Raw genomic sequence first — 25649 nt, forward strand, 5'->3', positions numbered from 1 at the left:
ACTTAAGCAGGAAAATACACGGTGAAGGTTGCGCCCTGGCCCGGTTGACTCGTAGCTGTAATTCCTCCGCCATGATTAGCGGCAACTTTCTCGCAGATGGCTAAGCCAATACCCGTTCCTGCAAATTCGTTTTTGCCATGAAGCCGCTGAAAAACATGGAATATTCGGTCAATGTATTTCTCATCAAAGCCGATTCCATTGTCTGTTATGCTGATTCTGTAATAAACGTTTGCCAATGGAGTAGGCCGGATCAGTTCAGGTAACTCACTTGACTCGATCCGCTCACTTTCGACTCGAATGACTGGAGAAACATCAAGTCGCCGAAACTTCAGGGCATTGCTGAACAAATTCTGGAATAGCTGCTCCAATTGAGACTGGTCGCCTTTTATGTTCGGTAAATCATCTATTTCAAACAGAGCATTTGTTTCCTGGATACGCAGGTCTAAATCGGAAAGAACCGTGTTGACTACTTGATTCAGATCGACAGACGTTGTTGTGTCGCGCCGGGTAGATATTCGGGAGAAGCTAAGCAAGTCTTTAATCAGCGTTGACATTCGACTGGCCGCCAACTGCATACGCTCCAGATAACCGACGCCCTCGCCCAACTGGTCAGCATATTGACGATGCAGCAAGTCGCCAAATTGCTGCACCTTCCGTAAGGGTTCCTGCAAATCGTGGGAAGCTATGTAAGCAAATTGCTGAAGGTTAGTATTGGATCGGTTCAGTGCCTGGTTACTTACTTCCAGGGCAGTGATCGTCTGGGTAAGCTGTTCATTGTTGACTTTTAATAGTTGCTGGGTTTCTTTCTGAATGGTCAGATCAGTCAATATAACACTCAGACACGTTCCGCCATCCAGTTCCAGAACCGTTGCCGAAAGCAGGCAGGGAACCAGATTTCCGCCCGAACTGATCAGTGCTACATCAAGCTTCCACTTACCAGTCCAATGATCTGCCAATAACGAATCGAACTCTATCCGACTGGTAGGCGCAATAAACTCGGCAAAACTTATACCCAAAACGCTGGACAAAGGCAACTTTATCATAGCGGCAAAAGCGGAGTTGCCATATAAAATAAGGCCATCCTGATTGAGCGTTACCGCCCCTTCATTCATCGTCTCTATAAAAACACGGTAGGTATGGTCGGCTGTTTTGAGCGTATACAACTCATGTCCGGCTGCTCCCTGAACAACCAGCGCATCAACTTGTCCGCTACGAATCGCCTGAATAGTTTCTGTGGCTTCATCGAGTTGCCAGCGTAGCGCTTCATTTTCCGCTACTAATTGCTCGTATGTTTTCGACCCGTTCATTAATCTAGGCTAGTGACTCCTAATCCGTTCAGTACCTTTTGGGTGTTAGACAAATCACCTATAAACCGGCGTTCAGGTAAAGGAAATCGTTTAATCAGCAAGGGCAGTGCAATAAGTTGTTCCCGTTCGGCCAGTTCTTTTTGCTGATGCACATCAATAATTTCAAGGTCGAATTGACCAGGTAAGTACTGCTCACAAATGTGTTTAAGATTGGCAATTGCCCGGATTGAATTCAGCGACGCCCCCGTGACAAATAAATGCAATACGTAGTGCTGGCCCTGGCCATCCGGATGAAACTCCTCTGATCGTGATGGCTCTTTCATTTACTTAACAGTTGGGCGGATATTTAATCCAACCAACACTTTTTCTTCATTCGACAAGTCGCCTATGATCTTACGAATAGGCTCAGGCACCTTTTTAACCAGCGTTGGAACGGCCAGAATCTGGTCACCCTCAGCCAGCTGCGGTTGCACCCGTAAATCAATAACTTCAATGACATATTTCCCTTTCAAGTGCTCTTCGCAGTACTTTTTCAAATTGCTCAGAGCTAATTGAGATTTGGGCGTATTACCGGCAATGTAGAGTCGCAGCTCCCAGATTTCTTCGTTTGTTTCCATTCACTATTTGTCATTCAGACCAACTGCCTTATTCATTATGCCGACTTCGGGTTACCTCCTCCCGGTTTTTCGCCAATACCTCCTTCCGGAGTTCATCATCTACATAGGTTTTATTCAACTCATCCTGTACAGATTCAAACTCCTCCTGCAGACTGGCTATTTTTGCTTCCAGAACCAGGCGTTTACGCTCAATTTCACGGTCTTTACGGCTCAGAGCGTGTTTCCGCAGAACAAGCCCTGTTTCTTCTTCCAGTTGCTGAGCCACTCGGGCAGAACCTGTCAGAACACCTTCTATCCCCAAATAAACGTCAACAAGATTAATTCCATGATCGGTAATAATAAACTCCCTAACCTGATTGGAATGTTTCATGCCGCGCGATTTCATGATGTACAATCCCCGGTTTCGTTCCCCATTCATTTCAATGTCTTTAACCTGTAGCCAGGCATCGACCAACGACGAAACTCCTTCATCGGTCTGTTCATTAACTAGACTGTTCAGGGAGAGAGCCGTGAACATAACGGTTATTTGTTCAGCCTGCAAAAAATCAATTAACCGGATCAACATCGACTTAACATCACTTACCGACCCAACGGTAATCAGATTAGTTATTGGATCGATTATCACAACAGTAGGCTTAAATTCCTGAATTTGTTTGTGAATCGCCACCAGATGCATCTCCAGCCCATTTAGTGTTGGACGGGCCGCCTGAAAGGCCAGCAAACCATCATCAATATGTTGCTGGAGATCAAGCCCGATCGAGTGCATGTTGCGAGTAATTTGCTGCGGAGACTCCTCAAACGCAAAATAGATGCACCGTTCCTTTCGCTGGCAGGTCTGGTCGGCAAAAGTAGCGGCAATACTGGTTTTACCGGTACCTGCCGTACCCGATACCAGAATGCTGCTTCCTTTGAAAAATCCCTGCCCATCGAGCATTTTATCCAGCGCCTGAATTCCGGATGATATACGCTCAGACGATACGGGATGATTCAGTGTCAGGGAGGTTACTGGCAGAACTGAAATGCCCGTTTCGTCGATCAGGAATGGGTATTCATTGGTACCGTGAATCGATCCACGGTACTTGATAATACGTAGTAAGCGGGTTGAAATTTGATTTTTGACCCGGTGATCGAGCAGAATTACGCAATCCGATACATACTCCTCCAGTCCCTGTCGGGTTAAAGAGCCCTCCCCTTTTTCGCCAGTAATAATTGTTGTTACCTTTTTTTCTTTAAGCCACTCAAAAAGTCGTCTTAACTCAGCCCGCAGAATGCTCTGATTGGTTAGGCCGGCAAACAGATTCTCAATTGTATCCAGCACAACCCGTTTAGCCCCGATACTGTCGATCGCGTAACCTAGTCGAATAAATAAACCATCCAGATCATATTCGCCGGTTTCTTCGATTTCACTCCGTTCAATACGGACATGGTCGAGTTTGATCAGTTTCTCTCTCTGTAACTGATCGAGATCGAAGCCCAGCGACGTCACGTTTAACGCCAGTTCCTCACTTTTTTCTTCAAACGCCATGAACACGCCTGGTTCATTGAACTCCATTGCTCCCCGAACAATGAACTCGATAGAGAACAGCGTTTTTCCGCTGCCTGCACTTCCGCAAATTAGCGTAGGTCGTCCGGCGGGAAGCCCCCCGGATGTTATTTCGTCCAGTCCCCGAATACCGGTCCGGGATTTGGGAAGAGATGTCAATGGTCGTTTCGGTTGATCAGGTAAACTCATGCACGTAGAAAAGGAGACCAATCAGGTTCAGTAGAAGAAAGAGAGACATATACCCAACACATAGAAGCAGTAGAATACAGGCTTTTTTTACTAGATTATTGTCTGCGCCTTCCGGGTCAATTAAGGTATATGGATGTTTATATATACTAAAAAAGCACAAAAAGGTTTGTGGAATATAGGTTAGAAACGTTTACGGACTGTTTAACAGTATACTTCCTTATTTCGACACAACTCACATTCGTTTGTAGGCTAATTGAATTAACTAAAACGAAATTAGCTACAAAAGAAGTTATTGACCAAGTTGCGCCGATGTAAAAAAGCTTTGATTGGGTTAATAACGTCTTGAGGGTGGGCAAATAACCCGCTACGCAAGGCGCATGTTGAATTTGATCCGGTCAATTGACTACCTGATAATCCGATAAGGTGAACCGGCTGGTGAGCCTACGAAAATGGGTATTCAACCGAGGGTATAATGTCGTGTTTTTACCAGCTTCATTGACGTACCAGCTTCGGCAGCCCGTTCTCCACACGGTTCCTTCAAATTGCTGTTGAAGGCGTCGATTATACGCTGTTTGAACAGGCTCTTTCACATCCAGATACCCCCGCTCTCCTAAACAGTTTATTTGACGGATATAACGCATGATATAATTCATCTGCGATTCCATGATGTGTAATACTGAATTATGGCCTAACCCGGTGTTTGGTCCCAGAAGAAAGGCCAGATTTGGAAAATTGGCCGTTGTAATGCCTTTATAGGATTCACCGCCCGTCTTTCTCCAAACGTCGAACAAGTTCTCATTCGTTTTACCAATAATTTGAATAGAAAAATTCAGATCGGCTACATGAAAACCCGTTCCTAAAATAACGATATCAACAGGGTATTCCTGACCAGTTTTCGTTTTGATTCCGGTTTCGGTAAACACATCAATATTTTCCGTAACTAGCTGAACATTAGGTCGATTAAAAGTCGGATAAAAATCGTCAGACTTCAAAATACGTTTACATCCAATTGTATAGTCAGGGGTTAGTTTTTTTCTAATGTTGGCGTCATTTACTTCATCAGCTAACTTCTTCATGGAAATTCGCTTCATGAGGGCATTGATCCAGGTAGACCCGATAAACCCCAGCCCAATCAATTCATTTAACCAGAAGATCGACTCCCGTTGCAGTTTCATAAAAAGAGGAAAGCGTTTGAATCGCTGTTGGGCGGCTTCAGAAATAGAGCTATCCAGCCGGTAGCTGATCCAGGCTGGGGTACGCTGAAAAACCAGTAAGGATTTTACCTGTGCCGCAATGCTGGGTACTAGTTGAACAGCGCTGGCCCCGGTACCAATCACAGCCACATTTTTACCAGTCAAGCTGCAACCAGTATCCCACTGCGCCGAATGAAATACCTTCCCCAAAAACGTATTCAGGCCCTGGAAAGCAGGAATATGGGGACGATTCAGCGGACCCAGTGCTGCCAGTAAAATTTTAACCGTTGTAGTTGTGTTATAAGCATCCGTGAGTTGCCAGCAACCATTCTCCTCAATGAACCGTGCCTCCACAATGTCGGTATTGAACCGAATATGATTTCTCAATTTATTCCGGTCAACTACTGTCTGTATATAGGCCAGAATATCAGGTTGGGTCGCATATAAATTTTTCCAGTTGGGGTTAGGTTCATCGGCAAACGAATACAGGTGCGAGGCCACATCACAGGCACACCCTGGATACAGATTGTCCCGCCAGGTCCCTCCCACGTCGGCGGCTCTCTCAAAAATCACAAACGATTCTTTCTGATTTTTTTTCAGTCGCAAAGCCGCAACCAATCCGGCAAATCCGGCGCCAATAATACCAACCTGAAAGTCCGGTTCCATCGTATCTTAGAGTAAGAAAGTGGTTGTTTACAATTCTAACCAAACTTTTGACAGTACCCCTAAAAACAACATCCCGAAAGGTATAAACTTTCGGGATGTTACACCAATCTGAATTTCCGTATTCCAATCTTTATCCTTTACACAAACTTATCGGGTTTTCGATTTCGTCGGCCTACTATCTGATTTGGGTATTAACGGCATTTCCGGCTCCAGTTCACTCACCTGTTTCGATCTTATTTTTCGACCTTCATGGAATATTACAAAGGCAATTAGTAACAGCAGCAATACATTGGATACGAGATCGATGGTATCGCCGGTGTGGGCAAGGGGTGGGTCAAATCGGAATTCAATCGTGTGTTTTCCGGCAGGAATTCGCAAGGCTCTAAGCACATAATTGGCCCGTAGATGCGGAGCTGGTTTTCCATCTATAAACGCCTGCCAGTCGGTTTCACCCCTATAATAGATTTCGGAAAAAACAGCTAGTCCATCGCGGGCAGCGTTCGATTCATAGAGCAGTTTATCCGGCCGATAGCTCGTCAATTGAATCGTGCTGCCAGTATGGTCCAATTTGGCGGGCAGGTTTCCTAACTGTGTTGCGAACCGCTTGTCGACTACTACCGAATCGCGAGGGTTCAGCGTTTTCATAGCGGCCATTTCCTCATCGGCATTAGCTACCTGCTGTATCGTTCCAACAAACCAGGCCGCTCCCATTACTTCTGGATTGGGCAACGCCATTGGTCCGGCCGGAGCCTGCTGCGGATCATTAGGGTTAGCCGGTCCATTCTGAATAACATACTTGGCATTCAGCATATTCAGAATATTAAGGGTATTCGGCTGAAAAGCGAAGTTTATCAATTCATTGTAGCGACGAAGGCGTGTTGTATTGTAGCCCCCAATGGAGCGATGGAAATACGAAGTCCGGTTGGTTTCCATAAACGACCCCGTCTGGTCGAACACGCGGTAGCCCAGTGATTTATCCTGTAGTATCTGCTGATCGGCAGGTGTTGGTTCGAACAAGGTACTGGCCTGAGTTTTCGATATAAAATCGGCGTTATTCAGAAACCGCTTATCCACCGAAAACAGATCGAACACAACAACGGCCAAAATCAGTGGATAAAAAACGCCTGCCTTTATTTTGTCCGTTAGAAACAGCCAAACAGATCCGGCTGCCAGCAAAACGAGAATAACCGACCGGAACGCATCGGCCCGGAATAAACTTTGTCGGTCATTGATAAGAGCCGTTTGAAAGTCTTTTGCCCCTTCGCCAAAATAACGACCTAAAATGGCCAGATCATTTGGTGCCTGAAAGTTGAAAAACGTACTGCTCAGCAACGCTAACACGGCGGCTAAACCGGCAGTAAGTCCCAGACTTATCAAGAAAGGTTGCTTTAGTTGATTAAACGTCAATTTTTGGTTGACAATCGTTTGAATACCCAGAGCAGCACCAGCGGCTATGAATAACTGGGCGAGGCAAAACGCCATTGTCATTGCCCTGAACTTGTTCAAGTAAGGCAAATTGTCGAACAAAAACTCGTTAAAAAACAGCAGATTTTTTCCCCAGGCCAGCATAATCATCAGGACAGTTGCACTCAGCAACCACCAGCGAACAGCCCCCCGCAGAACAAACATACTCAGCACGAATAAAAATAACAGGGCCGCTCCTGCATAAGCGGGGCCACCCACCATAGGCTGATCGCCCCAGTATGTTGGTGCGCCCAGTTCGGCCATTTGTTTGGCGGCAGAGGGGTCAACACCTCGTGCTGTCATGGCTTTGTAAAACTCCGAATCGGTTGTCAGGCCACCACCCGAAGCGCCCCCAAATGCATTGGGAATAAGCAGAGTGAGCGTTTCGGCTTTTCCATAGCTATAGGTGAATGCATAGTCTTTGTCTAACCCCCCCTTCGACTCACTACTTGGCGATTTTCCGTCAGGGTTGGTTGTTTTGGCAGTCAGTTCGGATTTGCCACGGATTGTTTCTTTAGTGTATTGATTTAGCATCAACAAGCGTTTGCCGAAACTCCCGGCAGCCAATCCACCAACAACGGCCAATGTGGCCAGACCGAGAGCTAGTTGCTTCGTTTTTCCAGCCCTTACGAGCGAAATACCTTCAATCAGCACATACAAGCCAATAGACATAAAGAGGTAATAGGTAATCTGAATATGGTTAGCTCCCAATTCCATACACATAAAAAAGCCCATCAGGGCGGCTCCCAGCCAATAGCGGCCTCTTAAGGCCAATATGACACCGGCCAGCATGCCGGCACCGTAGGCCATAGCAAAAAGTTTGGACACGTGACCCGCTTCGAGACTAACGATCCCAAATGTTCCCAATCCATAAGCGGCTGCGCCCAAAACCGAGAGCCATGAGTTACACCCCAGCACAATCAATAATATATACATACTCAACATCACCATGAATACAATACTGGCAGTGTTTGGCAGTACACTTATAACAGCCATTGTGGCCTTATAAACAAAAATATAAGGGTAATTATAGTCGATCATGTAGCCCGGCATACCACTAAAAACAGCATCAGTCCATTGGGGCTTTTCGCCTGTTTCTTTGGCAATTTCACGAATTTCCCGAGCGGAAGCCGCTGACTCCTGCACATCATGCATGGAAAGCGTTTTGCCCGACATTACCGGAGAGAAATAGATAATGGCCAGCACCAACAAAGCCAGAACGGCAATCAGGTGTGTGCGCAAACCGGTTTGCCGGTGCGGTTGAAGAAGGGTTGGTTGGTTCATAAAATCAACTGGTACATAGCCCAAAGATACGGCTTTGTACTAAAACGGATAGACAGTCTGCCTGATTGTTCGTGGAGAATTCACTTTGGGAGGTGGCACAATTATTGACAGGACCAACTGTAAGTGTTGGGCTAAGTTGAATTATCTATAAAACCCGAAACAATTGACTCTCTAAATACTATAACTATCGTTACCACAGAAAGATACTTTTGTTACTGATGGCAATGAATAACAAATTTTATGTGTAACAAAAATCAGAAAAGCAACTGAACAAATTCAGAGGTATTCTACAATTTTACCCTCTAAAACAGCAAAGCTACCTACCGTTTAATCAATTTTACTACACATTAAGCTACTAATTTCAGAACTAAAGCTGTCTTACTGGTACCCATTAGGCACACATGCGGAACAGACTCAAGCATCTCAGTATCAGTAAACTATTTTTTTTATTTGGTAGATCCAAAGGTCTACAATTAAAAAAATTTTGTATACTATTATATATGTTCTTCTTTCATAATATGTTTATTTTTTCTTTAAGAATAGTAACCCAGTGCAATTAATAGTAGTCTAAAATTCAAAATCTAACCCCATAGATTGCTTTAATACATCCTACTGAATATGAAACGCCATGTACTCATCGTAGATGAAAATCCATACGTTGTTGATATACTCGTTCAAACGCTTTGTAAAGACTTTAAGATTACAATAGCTGGTACAGGACAGGAAGCTGCTCATTTATTAATTCAGGGTTATCGATTTGATAGCGTAATCACTGAAATAGAATTGACCTCTTTTAGTGGTTTAGAGTTAACTAAACTCATCAGAATGAGTCGTTTGACAGCTCAAATTCCGGTCGTAATCTTGTCAAGCGTATCAGATAGTAACACTCGGATTACATGTCTGGAACAGGGAGCAGATGCATTTTTGTCTAAACCATTTAATCCACTGGAAGTGAAAGCTAAACTTCATGCTCTCCTCCGGCGTGCCGACTCACCAGACCAGGAAGTTCAAAAACGATTATCCGTCCGCGCAAATAAAGGTGGTAAGACCATCTGGTCATACCCTTCCCGTATACTCTCCATACTCTTCGGCGGTTTCGCTGTATCCTAAGCTTTCCTCTTTTTTAATCAGATACTTAGTCTATTTGTGAATGAATATGGCAATTTCATAGTCATTCGCAAATAGTACTAAACCTTGGGGATTCGCACAGACTATTTGCAGAGTCTCGGCAAAACCCGTATGGCATTCCGGCTTTTTTGATCCTTTGATTCGATGATAGTAGTCATTTCAGACTATCATTCGGTAATGTTGATGCAAACGTATATACCCACCGAAGGGTACAAAAATTTCTGTGCACACAACGACATGGCAACGCTTTACGTCTTATTGGTAATAGAAAATGACCTGATCGCCAATCGAGTTGCGGGCCTGATTGGTATGAACTATCTGATTATTCGCTTTAGAGAATTAAAAGAAGCTGAAGAATGGCTCACTGACAGGCAAGAGGTAGACTTGATCATCTCCGATGGCGTTACTGGTTACAGTCTGGCCGACCTGATACGGAGCAAGCGGGATTATCGGCTGGTCCCTTTACTGGTTTTGTCCCGCTTTGGCGAAGCATTAGTAGAACCGATATCCACAAGTACAGGCGTTACAGATATTTTGATTATTAATGAGGATAATCAGCGACTTCTGGCTAAAATAAGCTATTATCTTACTTTAAGTAAGCAGATTCATTCTATTGAAAGCGCTGGCCTCTTAGCACCAGTCCAGTCGTTTACTCTACCCTTTTGGAAACGTTTACTTGACATTAGCGTCGCCTTGCTGGTTATCATACTGTTAGCTCCCTTACTGTTAGTAATTTCACTTCTTATCATTATTGACTCCAGAGGACCAGCCATATATAAATCAAAACGGGCTGGGGCTAATTTCCATGTGTTCGATATGTATAAGTTTCGAACCATGGAAGCAGAAGCAGATCAACTTCTCAACCAGCTTGCATCTTATAATATCTACGACACAGAGGTCCCTGTAGAAACAACCGAAATGAAGTTTCTTTGCGATGCATGCCGGTTAAAGGGTCTGCCCTGTCAGTTAGTACTTTTCGACAAGAATCAGCCCATTTGCGAGAAACTTTATTTAGAAGAAAGTAAAGGGACGGCTAAATTCATGAAGTTTCGTAATGATCCGCGCGTTACGCGACTAGGTACTTTTTTGCGCAACAGCAGCATTGACGAGCTTCCTCAACTTTTCAATATTCTGCTTGGCGATATGTCATTAGTGGGCAACAGACCCCTGCCTCTTTACGAAGCGGAGAAACTCACCTCCGATGAATTTGCCAGACGATTCTCCGGCCCGGCAGGCTTAACGGGTCTATGGCAGGTAAAAAAACGAGGTAAAGGCGAAGGTCAAATGTCGGATCGGGACCGAACGCTTCTCGATATCGAATACTCAACTACATTCTCGTTTAAAACCGATATCCAGATCATCTGGAAGACTATGTTCAATTTGTGGCAAAAAGAGAACGTGTAACAGTGGTTTCTTACACACGTCTATTAGCCTGTTAGATTGCTTAGGCTAATACGATTTCCAATCCAAATCTTACAAGACCAATGAACCTGATAAACCGCCCTTTTTTTGTCTTTGATCAATGGCGTTGTAACTCATGGTTTTTTAGTGTGCTTGGCCTGTTGATCGCGTTGATGGCTGGCTGGGTTATTGGCACAAAGGGCGTTTTGGGCGGCCTCACGGTAGTAGCAGTACCCATGGCAATTTGCCTGGGAATTGGCATACTGGTTCAGCCAAAATTTGGCTTGTTCCTCTACGTTAACCTAAGTTTTGTCATTGGGTTTGCCCGTTTTTTACCCCGTGATACCCCAATGGGGACGGGCCTTGATGCTATTTTATTGCTGAGCCTGCTCGGAACATTTCTGAACGGAAAACAAATGGACTGGAAACAATTAAAGCAACCCGTTTTGTGGGTGCTTATTGTATGGTTGTCCTATACGATTCTGGAATATTTTAACCCAGAAGCCCCTCACCGGCCAGCCTGGTTTTACAATGTCCGTTCCTTTTCGCTAAGCTGGTTTTTTATTGCCATCATCGTTATGGTTAACCCAATTAGCCGAAAAGATATTCGCGTTTTTATCACAATCTGGTTAGTGTGGTCTTTTTTAGCTGCGCTGTGGGCTTTTAAACAACAATATATACGACTCGAACCCGCCGAACTAGCCTGGCTGGCCGAAGGCGGAGCCCGAACACATATTTTGTGGGGACAGCTTCGCAGTTTCTCGTTTTACTCCGATGCTGGACAATTTGGCTCTGAGATGGCTGGGGTAACGTTAATTTGTCTGGTCCTTTTCTTTGAGAGAACATCCTGGCTACACCGTATTGCCTACCTGATTCTGGGTGTTATTCTTTTCTGGGGATTTGCCGTTTCTGGTACGCGAGGTGCTCTTTTTGTCATACTGCCGGGCTACCCGACTTATCTGTTCTTAAGTCGTAACCTGATGAATATAGTGCGGGGCATTGCGGTGGCAGCGCCTATACTTGCTCTGTTGATGTTTACATCAATTGGCGATTCCAATTACCAGATTTTCCGGATCCGTTCGGCCCTCCGCCCTACTGAAGATGCGTCGTTCCTGGTTCGGCTGGAAAACCAGGAAAAACTTAGCCATTACCTGAAGAAAAAGCCTTTTGGGGCAGGCATAGGAACTTCGTCGGGAGCTGGCAATCGCTTCTCGCCCAATCATTTTGCCGCCCAGATTCCTACCGATAGCTGGTACGTTCAGCTCTGGATAGAAACCGGCGTTGTGGGGCTCACACTTTACCTGATGATGCTGGTGGGTATAATCCTGATTGGCACATATAAAATCTGGCATTTAAACGATCCCAGGCTCATTACCCTGATGATCGCGTTGCTGGCCGAATTTGTTGGTATTGCCACGGTAAGTTACACCAACCCAATTTTGGGCCAGTTTCCAACCAGTACGATCATTTTTATCAGTAGCATTTTATTTACCACCTGTAATCGTTGGGATACGCCCAAGCACTTAAACTATGCGAATCGGAATTGAAGCGCAGCGGCTCTTAAGGCCTCATAAGCACGGTATGGATATCGTGGCACTGGAAACTATTCGGGCGCTATCGACGTCGAAACAGCATGAATTCGTCGTTTTCATCAAGCCCGATACAGATCGTGATAGCCTCCCCAGGGCATCTAATGTAGAGTTCGTTGAACTGGCGGGTGGCCCGTATCCGGTTTGGGAGCAATATACTCTGCCCAGAGCGATCAGACAGTACGGCATTGATCTATTACACTGCACAGCCAATACTGCTCCACTGCGTTGCCCGGTGCCGGTTGTGCTTACACTGCACGACATAATTTTCCTGGAGAATCGGCCCTTGCTGGAAGGAAGCTGGTATCAACGATTCGGGAATCAATACCGCCGATGGAATGTACCTCAGATCGTACCGAAATGTGAACGGATCATAACGGTTTCCAATTTCGAGCGTCAACGCATTATTGATCATCTAAAACTTGATCCCGAGCGTATCGTAACTATATGGAATGCCGTTAGCCCCCAGTTTCGGCTTATCAATAATGACATCCAGACTCCCAATGTTCGATTACAGTATAATCTGCCCGAAGAGTTTATTTTTTTTCTGGGAAATACCGATCCAAAAAAGAATGTTCGGAACGTTCTGAAAGCCTTGCTTCTCCTGAAAAAACAAGGTCAACTTTCGTTACCAGTCGTTATTTCGAACCTGTCGGATTCTGCATTTCAGTCCATTTTGACAGAAATTGATGGGCAGATACTAAAGAATGATATTATCCTCTGCGGCTATATTCCAAACTATATTTTACCGCTGGTTTATAATATTGCCACAGTTTTCATGTGCCCATCCCTGCGTGAAAGCTTTGGTCTTCCCATTCTTGAGGCAATGGCCTGTGGAACCCCTGTGTTAACCTCCTCCACGTCTTCTATGCCAGAGGTAGCTGGTGAAGCCGCCATACTGGTCGATCCTACCTCGGTCGAAGCAATAGCCTTGCAGCTTTCTTATTTGATTCAGCAGCCTGCTCTGAGGGCCGAACTACGACGAAAAGGACTAGCCAGAGCCGAATTATTTTCGTGGCAATCGGCCGCAGAAAAATTATTGGATGTATATGCTGAAGTACTGGATACACACCCAATCACGACTGTATGTTAATGTGCAGTACCCGATCCTGACTCTGGTACGTCTGCCGATTCAAAGCCCGACTGTAACTAAATGTCTATTTTATCAAAAACACTAACGAGTTTGACGTTCTTGTTGAGCAGATTCAGATGCCGGGAACCGGAACGGCTTTGGCTCCTTTTACCCATTGCTCTATTACCTTGTCATAGTATTTAAGAACGCGTGCCGGGTTACCGCCAACAACTGAATAGGCAGGCACACTGCGGGTAACAACACTCCCGCCCGCTACGACAGAATGGCGTCCAATCGTTACGCCTGCCGTTATGGTCACATTAGCCCCTATCCAACAATCATCGTCAATTATGATAGGGCGTACCGTAACTATCTGATCCCGTATAGGTTGTTCTACATCTTCGTAAGTATGATTAAGCCCCGATAAAACGATATGCTGCGCCATAATTACCTTACTCCCGATAGTTACCGGGCCAATAACCACTGCACCGATACCCACTTGTGTGTTGTCGCCAATCAGTACGGCGCCTACCCCGTTATTGACAACACTGAAATCATCGATAATACTGTGTTCGCCCAGGGTAAACGGATTGAACGGCAGCACATCCAGACGAACGCTCGACCTGACGATTGACGTACGGTGCCGCTTATGTACAAACGGATTGACAAACCAGCTCACCCATAGGCGCGGTCTGGCTTGATAACGGGGAATCAGCAGAAAATGAATAAAGCGCTTAAGGCCAGGCCGTTTGTCAAGATAGGTCTTCAATGTAATATTTGTTTACGTACTGAACCACCTCTGCTATTTCTCCGGCATGCCGTATTTTGATCGAAACCAGTGGCTCTGTACATCTTTTCAGCAAAATAATCGGGCCTGATGAACCGGACATAATTAAGTCGGGCGAAGTAGTTATCGCATACGAAATACCGAAGATCGCGTTGGGTTCCATAATAGTTCACGGCGGTAACTACACCTGGAAATTTCAGCACAGATGGCTGCATGTGGGCAAGCGCTTATTTAATAGAAAATAGTATACTAAACTATTTTCTTCTTTGTTATGACTTTCAACGGTTGAATAAGACACTGTTTAACGCATAAAATTTAGGAATTTCGGGCAATTCCTGATACGCTACGGCAGCCGAGTAACCTGAAGCAACCTCAAAACTACCGACGTTCCAGTTACCAGACCCGCCAAGCAAGCGACTCTCTGCTGCATGCAATCCAGTCAACGAGGGAATTCGAAAGAAATCTTCATCCATACCTTTACCCGTCGCCTTTACAAAGGCTTCTTTACGAGTCCATAATTGATAAAACCGCTGGTAAGCATCTGTTTCACCATTAATGTAAGCCTGTTCTTCCGGGCTGAAACTAGCAGGCAGAATTTCCTGAAAAGAGAACCCTGGATTTATTTTTTCCACATCGACGCCAACGCTTACTTGTCCAATAGCAAACAAAGCCCAGCCACCCGAATGGGATACGTTAATATGCCATCCTGTATCACCAGCCAACGCTGGCTTTTTATTAGGTCCTTTTATAAAACGAATCTGATCAGGTGCTTGAGCGGTGTAATTCCCGGCTAAAATCCGGAGAATCCCACGGCTATGAATAAACCGCTTTCGGTCTTCACTCCTATGATACCGCTCGGCTCGATTAATTTCATCGGGCTGTAGTAACGACGTTAAATACGGGCTGACAAAAGCGCCTTCCACCAAGTCAAATCGAAATACAGCTATGTCATCCTTATACGAACAATCTGGCAGACTCAGCCAAGAAATGTCCTTAAAATCACTGCATGCAACATGATGAACTGACATAAATGCTTCTTCTTTTTGTATAAAACAAACAAATGAGCCATTCTACCGCATTAAATGTAATCAATTGACAACGAGCCTATCTAGACAAATAAGCGGTGACCGGATTTCGCGAGTATTGTCTAAATAACTAACCATGCTAGCTAAGTTTAACAAATTAATAAGGAATAGCCATGAATGGCTTCCTACCCTACGCTGGGTAATTGCGTTGATTACCTATTCAGTTTATTCCTTTTTTCAGTCAGCTTCTGCTCAATCCTGTGCGAATCCATCGGGACCTCTGCTCATTGACCAATCGTTCGGCACGGTTAGTAAACCTGTTTCGCTTTCGGGCTTAACGACCTATCAGTACGTTCTGCCGATGTGCCCTGCCGATGGGCAGTATACGGTTACCGAAGCCATCGACAGCGGCTGCTTCAGTAACACATGGTATGCCGTAGCCTCAGATCATACGCCCGGCGACGAAGCCGGCAATATGATGATTGTGAATGGGGCCAATACGCCAGGTGCTTTTTATGAACAATCTGTAGCTGGCTTTTGCGGTGGAACGACCTACGAAATTTCCTTTTGGGCTTTCAATCTGCTAAAAACGGGTATCTGCCCTACTCCAATTATCCCAAATCTAGCCGTATTCATTGAAACAAAAAGCGGGCAACTAGTTAGCTCGACAAACATAGGCCAGGTTGATCTGGCCTATGCACCCACCTGGCAACAATATTCAGCCCTGTTCACTGTCCCCAAAATCACAGAAGAACTGGTTATAAAACTGGTGAATACGAAAGGCGACTACGGCTGCGGTAACGATATGGTTATTGACGACATTCAGGTCAGACAATGTGAAGCATGTGCCTCTAACGAGATTTATGTGCCGGATATTTTCACGCCAAATAATGACGGTCATAACGATGAACTGGCGTTTTTTTTACCCAGAGTCACCTCTTTCAACTTAACCGTATTTGACCGCTGGGGAAGTGAATTATTTACCAGCAACACGCTAAATCAGAAATGGGACGGTTCCTACGCCGGAAGCCCGTGCATATCTGGCACTTACAGTTGGGTTATCACCTATCAGCCGGAACTGGCCGGGCAGAAACCGCCTAAACACATCCAAACAGGCCGCGTTTTACTCCTGCGCTGAATTTATGAACAACAAGTATCCAACTGACCCTATGTAAAACAAGCACTGACAATATCTACATTAATATCGTTAATGTGACTGTTTACGATAACACGGGTCGAAAGTATAGCCAGATAAGTTATTTGAAGTCAAGCAGCGTTTTTTATGAACAACTCGATTTGAGCTTGCTACCGCAAATCGCCTATTTGCTTAATTCAGAGCAGGGGCAAGAGAGGTCGAGTAAAGAAAATATCAGGAAGCGGTGAATGAGAAAGAGTTCATTTTGCCGAAAGAATTAGCCTATAGCGTTTTTCAATGAGTAATACACAAAAGGCAATGAACGGGGGAAAGTGGATTACGGTATCTACCGCTATCTCTACTCTGTTTCAGTTTTTGCAGGTGGCTGTACTTGCCCGATTATTAGACCCTTCCGATTTTGGCATTGTCAGTATCAGCAATTTAATTATCACTTTCTTTCAGATTTTTTCCAATCTCGGCTTTTCCAACTCTATCATTTATAAGCAGGAAAGTGACCGCAACATATTGTCTACGCTGTATTTCCTGAACCTGATCGTTGGGTTTGTCATTTTTATTGTCATTCACATCAGCTCTCCGTTTATCATCTCGTTTTATCACGAGCCCAAGCTGGAGCAGGTACTCTACTTCTCTTCTTTTTACTTTATGATTGCCTATTTCGGGCAACTATACATGTTTTTGCTGGAGAAAGAACTTCGGTTCAAATCGGTAGCGATGCTTGATATTGCCGGCACCGTTATTGGCTCATTTGTTACAGTGACCCTTGCGTATAATGGCTACCGAGAGTTGTCGCTCATCATCGGCTCTCTGGTTATGCAGGTCGTAAAATCGGCTTTACAAATAGTATTTGGACGATCACTCTTTCGCCCTACGTGGTCGTTTGATCTGGCCAGGGTGAAAGATCACCTCCGCTTCGGCCTTTACAACATGGGCGATGGGTTGTTGGGTTTTATTCAATTCAACTCCGACAATATCTTTATTGGTGGCATGCTTGGGGTTAAAATGCTAGGCTATTACACCATTGCCTACCAGTTAGCCATTTTCCCGATTGCCAAACTCAACCCCATTATTTTGCAGGTCGCCTATCCAATTCTGGCGAAAATGAAAGACAACACGGCCGATCTAAAGAAATCGTATCTGAAAATTCTGGACTTCATCAGCTACTGCAACCTGCCACTGCTAGCCGGTTTGTTCATTACCGCCGATAGCGTCGTACCGTTGATTTATGGGCCAGGCTGGGAAAAAACGATTGACTTAATCTACATTTTCGTTTTTATTGGCATTTTCACCTGCCTGAGCCATCCCCTGTATACACTGGTGTTTACCAAGGGAAAGCCAAGCCTATTGTTTTACCTCAATCTGGGTACTCTACTTATAAAAATACCTTTAGTATATCTTCTCGGTACGTATTGGGGCGTGACTGGAATTGCGCTGGCATTTATGCTGTCTACGTTACTAAACATGATCGCCAATTTTGCCATTGCCCATTCCCTCATTGGGGATTTTGTGGGCGATTTCGTCCGGGAGATAGCCAAGCCTGTTGTTTTTTGCCTGATAATGGTTGGGGTAATTTATACCTACAAGGTGGTTGTTGGTAGTTCAGGTCTGGTCAATACGCTGGCTGAAATTGGACTTGGCGGAATGACGTATGCTCTCCTGACGCTAGCGTATAAACTTTCCTTTACCGAATTGAAAGCCTACCGGCAGGCTTTACTATAATCATTAAGAAGTTCAGAATCCAGTTTGGTATCGCAAACCGAAGTCGACCGTGAAGCCATTTGTTCGTACAAAAAAGTCCTCTTAGTAACCAACCACACCACAAAAAAAGCGACCACAATTTCACGTTGTGGTCGCTTTTTTTGTGGGTTTAACTTTCATCCAAAGCCCGTTGTAGTGTTTCGGCAAATACCTTATCGTTGGGTGGCAATAGCATTTTTTCATGGTCGCCGGGAACGTCGTGGACCCGTACTCCTTTTAAGGCATATTTTTTCCAGCCCAGGTATTTACTATCATCGACAAAGTAAATTCGGTGCTTTGCTTTAAAGAGATCAATGATGCCATCATACGATTTCATTGAATAAGCATGAAAAGCAATTTCATGCTTTTCCATTATTCGCTGCAAATGATCAAACTGCACTGCGGGCTGATCCGCTACATGAAGGCCTCCCAGTTGCAATAGTGATTTTAGTTGCCGCTTTATGTAGCGTTTCTGATGCTGAAGTGCCAGAACCGGATGCTGAATAAACGAGCGGGTAAACCACACTGCCTTAGGAAATTGACGTAGTATTTTCCGACCGAAGCGCGTTAGGAGGCTCTGGTTTACATGGGTATCCGATTCCTGGGCGTTGGTATCGAACATGGCCAGCATTTTCACGTCCTTACCCATCTCCTTGAGCTGCCTGGCCATTTCGAGCGCCACATACCCACCAAATGAATACCCGGCTATAGCATAGGGGCCATCCGGATTCTGGTCCAGAACTTCGGTCAGATAATGAGCAGCAATAGCCTCCATATTATCTAAAGGTTCATCGGTGCCATCCAATCCTAATGCCTGGAGGCCGTAGATAGGTTGCTCTGTATCCATATAAGCAATCAAACTACTAAAATTGAGGAGATTTAGCCCAATACCATGAATGATATAAACGGGCATTTTGGTGCCTGTTGGTTTTATGGGAACCAGCGATTTCCAGGCTATTGGCTGTTTGTCGGCTTCAAAAAACTGAGCCAGCCTGCGAATGGTGGGATAGATAAGTAAGGTCGACAGGGGTAACCGGCGGCCAGTTTCTTTTTCGAGCCGAACCATCATCTGAACGGCAATCATCGAATGCCCTCCCAATTCAAAAAAATCATGATCAATGCCAACCTCATCGGTATCCAATACGCTTGTCCAGATGGCATGAATAAGCTTCTCCCTATCCGTAACGGGCTCCCCGTTTACGCCTTTTTTTGCCAGCAGGGAATCAGGTTTGGGCAGGGCCTTTCGATCAATCTTTCCATTCGGTGTAATTGGCAGTTGATCCAGACGCATAAACTCTGTGGGCACCATATACTCGGGAAGCACATCTCTCAGTTTCGTACGCCAGATCGGCACTTGTGCTACAAAAGCTCCGTTTATGAGCGGTGGGGCAGTTACCAGATAGGCAACCAATCGCTGGTCGCCGGGGCGATCTTCACGAGCCATGACAACAGCATCCTTAATGCCGCCATGTGTTACCAGCGCATGCTCAATTTCACCCAGTTCGATCCGATACCCTCTAATCTTTACCTGCTGATCAATGCGGCCCAGGCAATGTATCTCACCATTGGGCATAAACTTGCCAAGGTCGCCCGTGCGGTACATCTGGCGGTTTGGCAAGCTGGCAAATGGGTTGGGAACAAATTTCTCCCGCGTCAGTTCCGGTCGGTTCAGGTACCCACGAGCTACGCCATCACCGGCAATATAAATTTCACCAACAATACCTTCTGGTAGTGGATTCAGGTGTTCGTCCAGAATGTACACCTGCGTATTGTGAATAGGTCGCCCAATCGTAATTAGCTCATCGGTGGCTAAAATCTGCTTCCCTGTCGAATAGATGGTTGTTTCTGTTGGGCCATACATATTCCACAGCGTGTCGCAGCGTGCCACCAGTTTCTGTGCCAGGTCTTTCGACATGGGTTCGCCACAGCAGAGTGCTTTCAACTTGAAGCGCTGTTCCCAGCCAGCGGCCAGCATCAGTTTATAGGTGGCCGGTGTTGCCTGGATAATCGTTATAGTTTGCTCGGGTATTACCTCCAGTAAAGAACGTCCGTCCCGGGTCGTTTCGGTATCGGCCAGCACAAGCGTAGCCCCAACTAACAGGGGCAAAAACAGTTCAAGCCCGGCAATATCGAACGAGACAGTTGTTACGGCCAACAATACATCATCTGGTGTTATACCCGGCATGTTTATCATGCTGAAAAGCAGATTAACCAAATTATGGTGTTCGATCAATACGCCTTTCGGCTGGCCGGTTGAGCCGGATGTATACAGTACATACGCCAGATCATCGCCCGTAACAACGGCTATAGGCGTCTCTTTCGAATACGTATCCAACTCAGTCAATAGAGTCTCGATGAGCAGTACCGAAGTCTGGCTTATCAACTCACCAGCAGCATAGTAACCTGTTAAGCTCCCTCCATGATATTTCTTCGATGTGATGAGCATACTAGCCGATGAATCGGCCAGCATGAAGGCAATCCGGTCATGCGGGTACTCCGGATCAATAGGCACATAAGCAGCGCCTGCTTTTAAAATCGCCAGGAGTGTCATGATCATCTCCGGCGACCGGTCCAGTACAACCCCAACGATATGCCCCGCTCCAATACCCTGCCGCTGTATGGCATGAGCTATACGATTAGCCGTTTCGTCCAGCTCCTGGTAGCGTATTGACCGTCCGTTAAATACCAGCGCTACTTTATCCGAATACGTGCTTGCCGTTTGTGTCAATAAGTCGTGTAAGGCTGTTTTATCAGGGTAATTGGCTTGCGTGGCGTTCCAGGCAGCCAGCTTTCCGTATTGCTCAACTGTGTCTGTTAACAGAATCTTGTCAAGACGAATATCTGGAGTTGCTACGACCTCTTTTAACAGTCGTTCAAACTCGGCCATCATCCGATCAATACTGGTCTGTTTGAAGAGCTGTGTGTTATAAGACCATTCAAACGTAAGCGAAGCATCCTGAGCTGACGAAGAACCGCTAATGTTCAAGAATAAGTCGACAGCCCCGTATTTTCGGGGATTACTAATGAGCCGGTAATCAAGCCCTGCGAACGAAACACCATCATCGAGACCCAGATCCACGTTAAAAATAACGGGTACCATCGGCACTCGGGCGGGATCTCGGGTGATGGGCAGTTTCTTGAGCAGGCTGCTAAAAGTTAATTCCTGATGCTCGTAAGCATCGAGAACAGCTTCCTGCCGCTGTTGTAGAAATTGATAAAAAGGTAGTTCTGGCCGGGGAAAGCTCCGCAGTGGCAGCAGATTTATACAATGTCCTACCAGCCGAATCTGACCAGAAACAGATTGACCTGCCGTTGGCAAACCAAGAATGATGTCCTGTTGCCCGGTAATCCGATGTAGCAGGACGTCAAAGGAAGTGAGCAGGGTCGTCACAAAACTACATCCGGCCTTTTGACCCAATTGCTTCACATCTAATGCCAACGTTTCATCCAGTGAATAATCCTGACGAGCAATGGCATAGGTCCGTAAGGCGGGCCGGGGAAAATCGGTTGGCAAGTCAAGCACGGGTATCGTTCCCTGGTATTGATCGAGCCAGAATTTCTCTACTTTCGCATGCTCCTCCCCTGCTAAAAGCTGATGTTGTTTGTAAGCATATTGGCTATACCGTGGCGCTTCGGCCAGCGTATGAGGCAGATTTTGCGAATAAGCGGAATATAGTTGCCCTAAATCCTGTAGTACTATACCGAGCGACCAGCCATCACAGATAATATGATGAGCCGTTATAGTGAAGTGGTGCTGTGTATCGGACAAGCGGATAAGTCCTGCTTTGGCCAGAGGGCCAGTCAACAGATCAAATACATGCAGCGCATCCTGCGTAATGTAAGCGTCAATGACCTGTGCTTTTTCGGCATCATTTTTATCAGAACAGTCCTGATAAGACATAGTGTCAGCATACTCGCCTAAAATACACATCTGCTTGCCATCAGCACTAAAAGCAGTGTGTAATGATTCGTGCCGCATGACCAACTCCTGCCATGAACGCTCTAGTGCCAGTCGGTTCAACGGACCAGTGAAACGAAGAGATACCGATTCATTAAAGGCCCTATTAGCGTCGTTTCCACCAAACTGACAGGCTGCCCATATTTCCATTTGGGGTGCAGTAGCAGGTGCCAGACGCACAATACCTGGCCCCCCAAACGGGTCAAAATCAACATCAATAAGTTTTACTTTCGTCGTGCTTCCCGTCATTCGTACTCAAATTTTCTCAACCTGCAGGTATTTACCAGGCAGTTCTGGATTTGGTATAAACCAAGCTGGATTTCCATCTTTATCTCGCCCCAGTCTAGCCCCGTATGCAGGTGGTATATTAGCGGAGTAGTCCTTAATGTCTTCAGCTGGGCGACTACCAGAGGCATCTGAGCCGGGAAAGAACCCAGCTGCCAACAAAACGAGAACACTCTCCTTAAACTGATAAATAATGGTATCTATTTCCTGGTTCGTATGCGCTGCGGTCAGGAAACAAGGGAATCCATCCCAGATATGAATCCCTTTTTCCCGCATTACAGTGAAAAGAAGTTCAGAATAAGGAAATTCTTTAGTAAACTTTATCTTCCATAATGAACCAAAGTTAACTATAAAAAGGGGTAATTGCCAGCCAGCGAGTACGTCGTTCATAGTCCTGACTAAGCGATTCGTCTTTTTTGTCAATTCTTGCTGTAGTTGCGGACCAGCGTCCTTCATATACTGTAAAGATGCTTTCGCAGCGGCCAGCGCCAGTGGGTGGCGAACAAATGTGCCGGCAAAATACGTCACGCCAACTTCAGGAATTGATTGATCGCCATACTGCCAGAAGCCCCCATCAAGTGCATCCATGAACTCCCGCATACCGGCAATAACCCCAATAGGTAACCCGGCACTTACAACTTTCCCATATGTGGCCAGATCAGCCTTAATACCAAACATCGCCTGTGTGCCACCGGGATGCATTCGAAAACCCGTAATTACTTCGTCGAAAATTAACACCGTCCCCGACGCGGCCGTAATAGCCCGTACCTGTTTCAAAAAATCAATGGGCACAAATTCCGGCCGTCGGCTTTGCACAGGTTCAACCAATACGGCGGCCAGCTCATGCGCCCGCTCTTGAATAATACGAAGGCTCTCATCCGTACCATACTCCAAAATCAACATATTCTGCACCGATTCGGGCATGATGCCGGGTGCAGCCGGATAAGACGTTAACTTTTTGGTGCCTCTTACCAACACTTCATCGGCAATACCGTGGTAAGAACCAGAAAACGCTACGATCAGCGAACGGCCCGTTACGGTTCTCGCTATACGCATCGTTCCTAGAACAGCTTCTGAACCTGTGTTGCAAAGTGCAGCCCGCTCACTTCCGGTAAGCTCACAAATCAACTCGGTTACCTCGCCCGCCAATTCGTGTTGCGGCCCAACCTCGTAGCCATACTCGATTTGCTCGTGTAGTACGGCTTTGATGAAGTCAGGTTGATAGCCGAATAAATTGGACCCAAAGCCGTTGAGTGCGTCTATGTATTCGTTTCCGTCAATATCCCACAAATGACTTCCTTTAGATCGATTCACCACTAATGGATACACAATCTCTTTGGTGAGCGGACGGAAACCTGACACGACCCGAGGGTCGGCCATGTGGCTCCGGTGTTGTTGCGCGTAGGCTTTACTACCCTTCGTTTTCTGATTATATCGTTGTGTTAGCTGATTCAGAAACGCCTGCTGTTTATCTGTCAATTCCGACGCCTGACGCTCAATACGGGCGGTAGCTCCAAACGGTTTTCTACGTTCAGCCTCCTCTTCGGGTGTTAGGCTATTATCCGCTATAAACGGGAGTTTCGGTACAACAATAGGTTCTCTGCCAACCGGGGCGGGCACTGTAGAAACGGCAATTAAGGGTGCCTGAACTGCGCTTCCCTGCAAGAGCAAAACCTGCCTGGCCATCAACTGCAACTGCTGGGAAAATAACCCTATTGCGGTATCATTAGCTGTGGGTAAAGTAGTGGCACTCTGAGCAGGGACTTCTATATATTTTAGTGTTGATGGTGCCGACGTAAGTTGAGTTATCGGTTGCGGCTCATCGGCGGGCAACATCTGATCCAGATAACCGGCTACCAGTTCGGGCGTTGTATAAGTAGATGTTAGTTGACGAAACGTAATTGGCAGATTAAATTCCTTTTTCAATCGTAATGCTACTTGAGTCAGTAACAAGGAGTCGAAGCCAATTTCCAGAAAACGTTTAGTCGATGCGACCCCGGCCATGTCGATGCCGGACGCATCTTCCAATAATTGATTTACTTTTAAGAGTAAGGTATTTTTTCGCATAATGGTGGGTTCCTGTTGAGCAGCCCTGGCACCGTTTGTCTTATCAAATGTGGGCTCTACCTGATTTGGGGTCACAGGAGAGTAAGGCCGTGCGGCTTCCATGACAGGCTCAATCCAGTGCCTTTTCCGGTCGAAGGCATATGTTGGTAGTTTGATTCGGTTGCGTTTTTGTCCAGCGTAAAATGCAGCCCAATTGGGTTCCAATCCGCTTACATAAAGCTGGCCAAGTGTAGTCAGAACGGACTGATAAGCCACTGCCGTGTCAGGTTGATTAGTTATGCCAGACAGGACAATAACGGGCTTCTTACCGGCTTGCTGCCGGGCAAGTGTAGCCGTTACATGGCCTGGTCCGATCTCCAGCAGCAGGGGGTTATCCAGCGAAAACAGCGTGTCGAGTGCATCGGAAAAACGAATAGTTTCGCGCAGATGCCTGGCCCAGTAGTGTGGGTTGGTGGCCTCGTCATCGGTAAGCCAATCCCCTGTCAGCGTCGATACTACGGGTTTTTGGGGCCTGTTTAACCTAACCTCCTGCACCATAAGCGCAAATTCGTCGACAATGGGGTCCATCATCATCGAATGAAAGGCATGGCTGGTTACTAATGGCTGATTTGGTATTTCTCGCTCGTCCAGCAGCCGGGCAAAGTCAGCGATATGCTCATCGGGTCCGGCCACTACACAAAGGGTGTAGCTGTTCATTGCTGCCATTGAGAGCGTTGCAGGCAGCATGTCCAGCACAGCAGCCGCATCCATTCGTACTGATAGCATCCCTCCACGAGGCAATTTGCTCACCATCTCGCCACGTGCCGCAACGAGTTTCAGGGCATCCGGCAACGTAAAAACACCCGCCAGATGGGCAGCCACAAACTCACCGATACTGTGCCCGCAAAATATGGAAGGTTCGATACCCCAACTCATCCATAACTGCGCTAAGGCGTACTCGGTAACAAATAGGGCGGGTTGTGTATATCGCGTATTTCTAAGTCGCTGTTCGGCCTCTGCACTGGCGACATCCGGGTAGATAACCTGCCGAATATCAACTGGCAGATAATTCGCTAACAGGCTGGCACATTGATCGACAGCCTGCCGAAATACGGTTTCGCACTCATAAAGCGAACGACCCATATTGAGAAACTGCGCTCCCTGCCCCGGAAACAGAAAGACGACCTCTTCCGGGCTTCCATCTG

General features: G+C 46.1%; 16 protein-coding genes. 6 read left to right on the plus strand and 10 right to left on the minus strand.

Going from position 1 to position 25649, the window contains the following annotated elements; genetic code table 11:
* Nucleotides 1-2: 2 nt before the first annotated feature.
* The 6 genes from CWM47_RS39810 to CWM47_RS19975 all read right to left on the minus strand — a co-directional run bounded on the left by CWM47_RS39810 (nt 3) and on the right by CWM47_RS19975 (nt 8263).
* On the minus strand, nt 3-1307 hold the full coding sequence (locus CWM47_RS39810; RefSeq protein ID WP_100989962.1) for a sensor histidine kinase: 1305 nt from the start codon (nt 1305-1307) through the stop codon (nt 3-5).
* Nucleotides 1307-1630 carry a circadian clock KaiB family protein gene (locus CWM47_RS19955; protein WP_100989963.1) on the minus strand — a complete coding sequence of 108 codons (324 nt, stop codon included), beginning with the start codon at nt 1628-1630 and terminating at the stop codon, nt 1307-1309. The genes CWM47_RS39810 and CWM47_RS19955 overlap by 1 nt, the downstream gene beginning before the upstream one ends.
* Complete coding sequence (locus CWM47_RS19960; protein ID WP_100989964.1) at nt 1631-1924, minus strand: circadian clock KaiB family protein; 294 nt, start codon at nt 1922-1924, stop codon at nt 1631-1633. It lies immediately after the preceding gene.
* A 28-nt stretch (nt 1925-1952) separates the two neighbouring features.
* Nucleotides 1953-3656 (minus strand): circadian clock protein KaiC, encoded by a 1704-nt coding sequence (gene kaiC, locus CWM47_RS19965; protein WP_100989965.1) that lies wholly within the window; start codon nt 3654-3656, stop codon nt 1953-1955.
* A 395-nt stretch (nt 3657-4051) separates the two neighbouring features.
* Entirely contained in the window at nt 4052-5515 is a 1464-nt protein-coding gene (locus CWM47_RS19970; RefSeq protein WP_100989966.1) for a flavin-containing monooxygenase, read from the minus strand.
* Nucleotides 5516-5662: 147 nt separating this feature from the next.
* On the minus strand, nt 5663-8263 hold the full coding sequence (locus tag CWM47_RS19975) for a hypothetical protein (RefSeq protein WP_100989967.1): 2601 nt from the start codon (nt 8261-8263) through the stop codon (nt 5663-5665).
* Nucleotides 8264-8881: 618 nt separating this feature from the next.
* Between CWM47_RS19975 and CWM47_RS19980 the strand changes: the two genes are divergently transcribed.
* The 4 genes from CWM47_RS19980 (at nt 8882) to CWM47_RS19995 (ending at nt 13474) form a co-directional block, all read left to right on the plus strand.
* On the plus strand, nt 8882-9373 hold the full coding sequence (locus CWM47_RS19980) for a response regulator transcription factor (protein WP_240625355.1): 492 nt from the start codon (nt 8882-8884) through the stop codon (nt 9371-9373).
* Between the two features lie 255 nt (nt 9374-9628).
* Nucleotides 9629-10795 carry a sugar transferase gene (locus tag CWM47_RS19985; RefSeq protein WP_100993969.1) on the plus strand — a complete coding sequence of 389 codons (1167 nt, stop codon included), beginning with the start codon at nt 9629-9631 and terminating at the stop codon, nt 10793-10795.
* Between the two features lie 80 nt (nt 10796-10875).
* Nucleotides 10876-12339 (plus strand): O-antigen ligase family protein, encoded by a 1464-nt coding sequence (locus tag CWM47_RS19990; RefSeq protein WP_100989969.1) that lies wholly within the window; start codon nt 10876-10878, stop codon nt 12337-12339.
* The gene (locus tag CWM47_RS19995) at nt 12323-13474 is read left to right on the plus strand and encodes a glycosyltransferase family 4 protein (RefSeq protein WP_100989970.1); all 1152 of its coding nucleotides are present in this window, start codon (nt 12323-12325) and stop codon (nt 13472-13474) included. Before CWM47_RS19990 ends, CWM47_RS19995 begins: the two co-directional genes overlap by 17 nt.
* 112 nt (nt 13475-13586) lie before the next feature.
* Here CWM47_RS19995 and CWM47_RS20000 read toward each other — a convergent pair whose 3' ends face one another.
* The gene (locus CWM47_RS20000) at nt 13587-14222 is read right to left on the minus strand and encodes an acyltransferase (protein WP_240625356.1); all 636 of its coding nucleotides are present in this window, start codon (nt 14220-14222) and stop codon (nt 13587-13589) included.
* Nucleotides 14223-14518: 296 nt separating this feature from the next.
* Nucleotides 14519-15268 carry a 4'-phosphopantetheinyl transferase family protein gene (locus CWM47_RS20010; RefSeq protein WP_100989973.1) on the minus strand — a complete coding sequence of 250 codons (750 nt, stop codon included), beginning with the start codon at nt 15266-15268 and terminating at the stop codon, nt 14519-14521.
* A 133-nt stretch (nt 15269-15401) separates the two neighbouring features.
* Between CWM47_RS20010 and CWM47_RS20015 the strand changes: the two genes are divergently transcribed.
* Both CWM47_RS20015 and CWM47_RS20020 read left to right on the plus strand, forming a co-directional pair.
* Complete coding sequence (locus CWM47_RS20015; RefSeq protein ID WP_100989974.1) at nt 15402-16403, plus strand: T9SS type B sorting domain-containing protein; 1002 nt, start codon at nt 15402-15404, stop codon at nt 16401-16403.
* A 294-nt stretch (nt 16404-16697) separates the two neighbouring features.
* Complete coding sequence (locus CWM47_RS20020; protein ID WP_100989975.1) at nt 16698-18137, plus strand: MOP flippase family protein; 1440 nt, start codon at nt 16698-16700, stop codon at nt 18135-18137.
* 148 nt (nt 18138-18285) lie between these two features.
* Here the strand turns inward: CWM47_RS20020 and CWM47_RS20025 are convergent, their stop codons facing one another.
* Nucleotides 18286-22362, minus strand: a complete 4077-nt coding sequence (locus tag CWM47_RS20025) for a non-ribosomal peptide synthetase (protein ID WP_100989976.1) — start codon at nt 22360-22362, stop codon at nt 18286-18288.
* A 6-nt stretch (nt 22363-22368) separates the two neighbouring features.
* Nucleotides 22369-25587 (minus strand): aminotransferase class III-fold pyridoxal phosphate-dependent enzyme, encoded by a 3219-nt coding sequence (locus CWM47_RS20030; RefSeq protein WP_394342023.1) that lies wholly within the window; start codon nt 25585-25587, stop codon nt 22369-22371.
* Nucleotides 25588-25649 lie beyond the last annotated feature (62 nt).

Origin of the sequence: Spirosoma pollinicola (assembly GCF_002831565.1) — a bacterium.
Classification (GTDB): domain Bacteria; phylum Bacteroidota; class Bacteroidia; order Cytophagales; family Spirosomataceae; genus Spirosoma; species Spirosoma pollinicola.

Coding starts and splice junctions, on each gene's coding strand:
- CWM47_RS20025 (WP_100989976.1), bottom strand. CDS start 22,362: ATGACGGGAAGCACGACGAAAGTAAAACTTATTGATGTTGATTTTGAC.
- kaiC (WP_100989965.1), bottom strand. CDS start 3,656: ATGAGTTTACCTGATCAACCGAAACGACCATTGACATCTCTTCCCAAA.
- CWM47_RS20020 (WP_100989975.1), top strand. CDS start 16,698: ATGAGTAATACACAAAAGGCAATGAACGGGGGAAAGTGGATTACGGTA.
- CWM47_RS20030 (WP_394342023.1), bottom strand. CDS start 25,587: ATGGGTCGTTCGCTTTATGAGTGCGAAACCGTATTTCGGCAGGCTGTC.
- CWM47_RS20010 (WP_100989973.1), bottom strand. CDS start 15,268: ATGTCAGTTCATCATGTTGCATGCAGTGATTTTAAGGACATTTCTTGG.
- CWM47_RS19980 (WP_240625355.1), top strand. CDS start 8,882: ATGAAACGCCATGTACTCATCGTAGATGAAAATCCATACGTTGTTGAT.
- CWM47_RS39810 (WP_100989962.1), bottom strand. CDS start 1,307: ATGAACGGGTCGAAAACATACGAGCAATTAGTAGCGGAAAATGAAGCG.
- CWM47_RS19995 (WP_100989970.1), top strand. CDS start 12,323: ATGCGAATCGGAATTGAAGCGCAGCGGCTCTTAAGGCCTCATAAGCAC.
- CWM47_RS20015 (WP_100989974.1), top strand. CDS start 15,402: ATGCTAGCTAAGTTTAACAAATTAATAAGGAATAGCCATGAATGGCTT.
- CWM47_RS19990 (WP_100989969.1), top strand. CDS start 10,876: ATGAACCTGATAAACCGCCCTTTTTTTGTCTTTGATCAATGGCGTTGT.
- CWM47_RS19960 (WP_100989964.1), bottom strand. CDS start 1,924: ATGGAAACAAACGAAGAAATCTGGGAGCTGCGACTCTACATTGCCGGT.
- CWM47_RS19955 (WP_100989963.1), bottom strand. CDS start 1,630: ATGAAAGAGCCATCACGATCAGAGGAGTTTCATCCGGATGGCCAGGGC.
- CWM47_RS19975 (WP_100989967.1), bottom strand. CDS start 8,263: ATGAACCAACCAACCCTTCTTCAACCGCACCGGCAAACCGGTTTGCGC.
- CWM47_RS19970 (WP_100989966.1), bottom strand. CDS start 5,515: ATGGAACCGGACTTTCAGGTTGGTATTATTGGCGCCGGATTTGCCGGA.
- CWM47_RS19985 (WP_100993969.1), top strand. CDS start 9,629: ATGGCAACGCTTTACGTCTTATTGGTAATAGAAAATGACCTGATCGCC.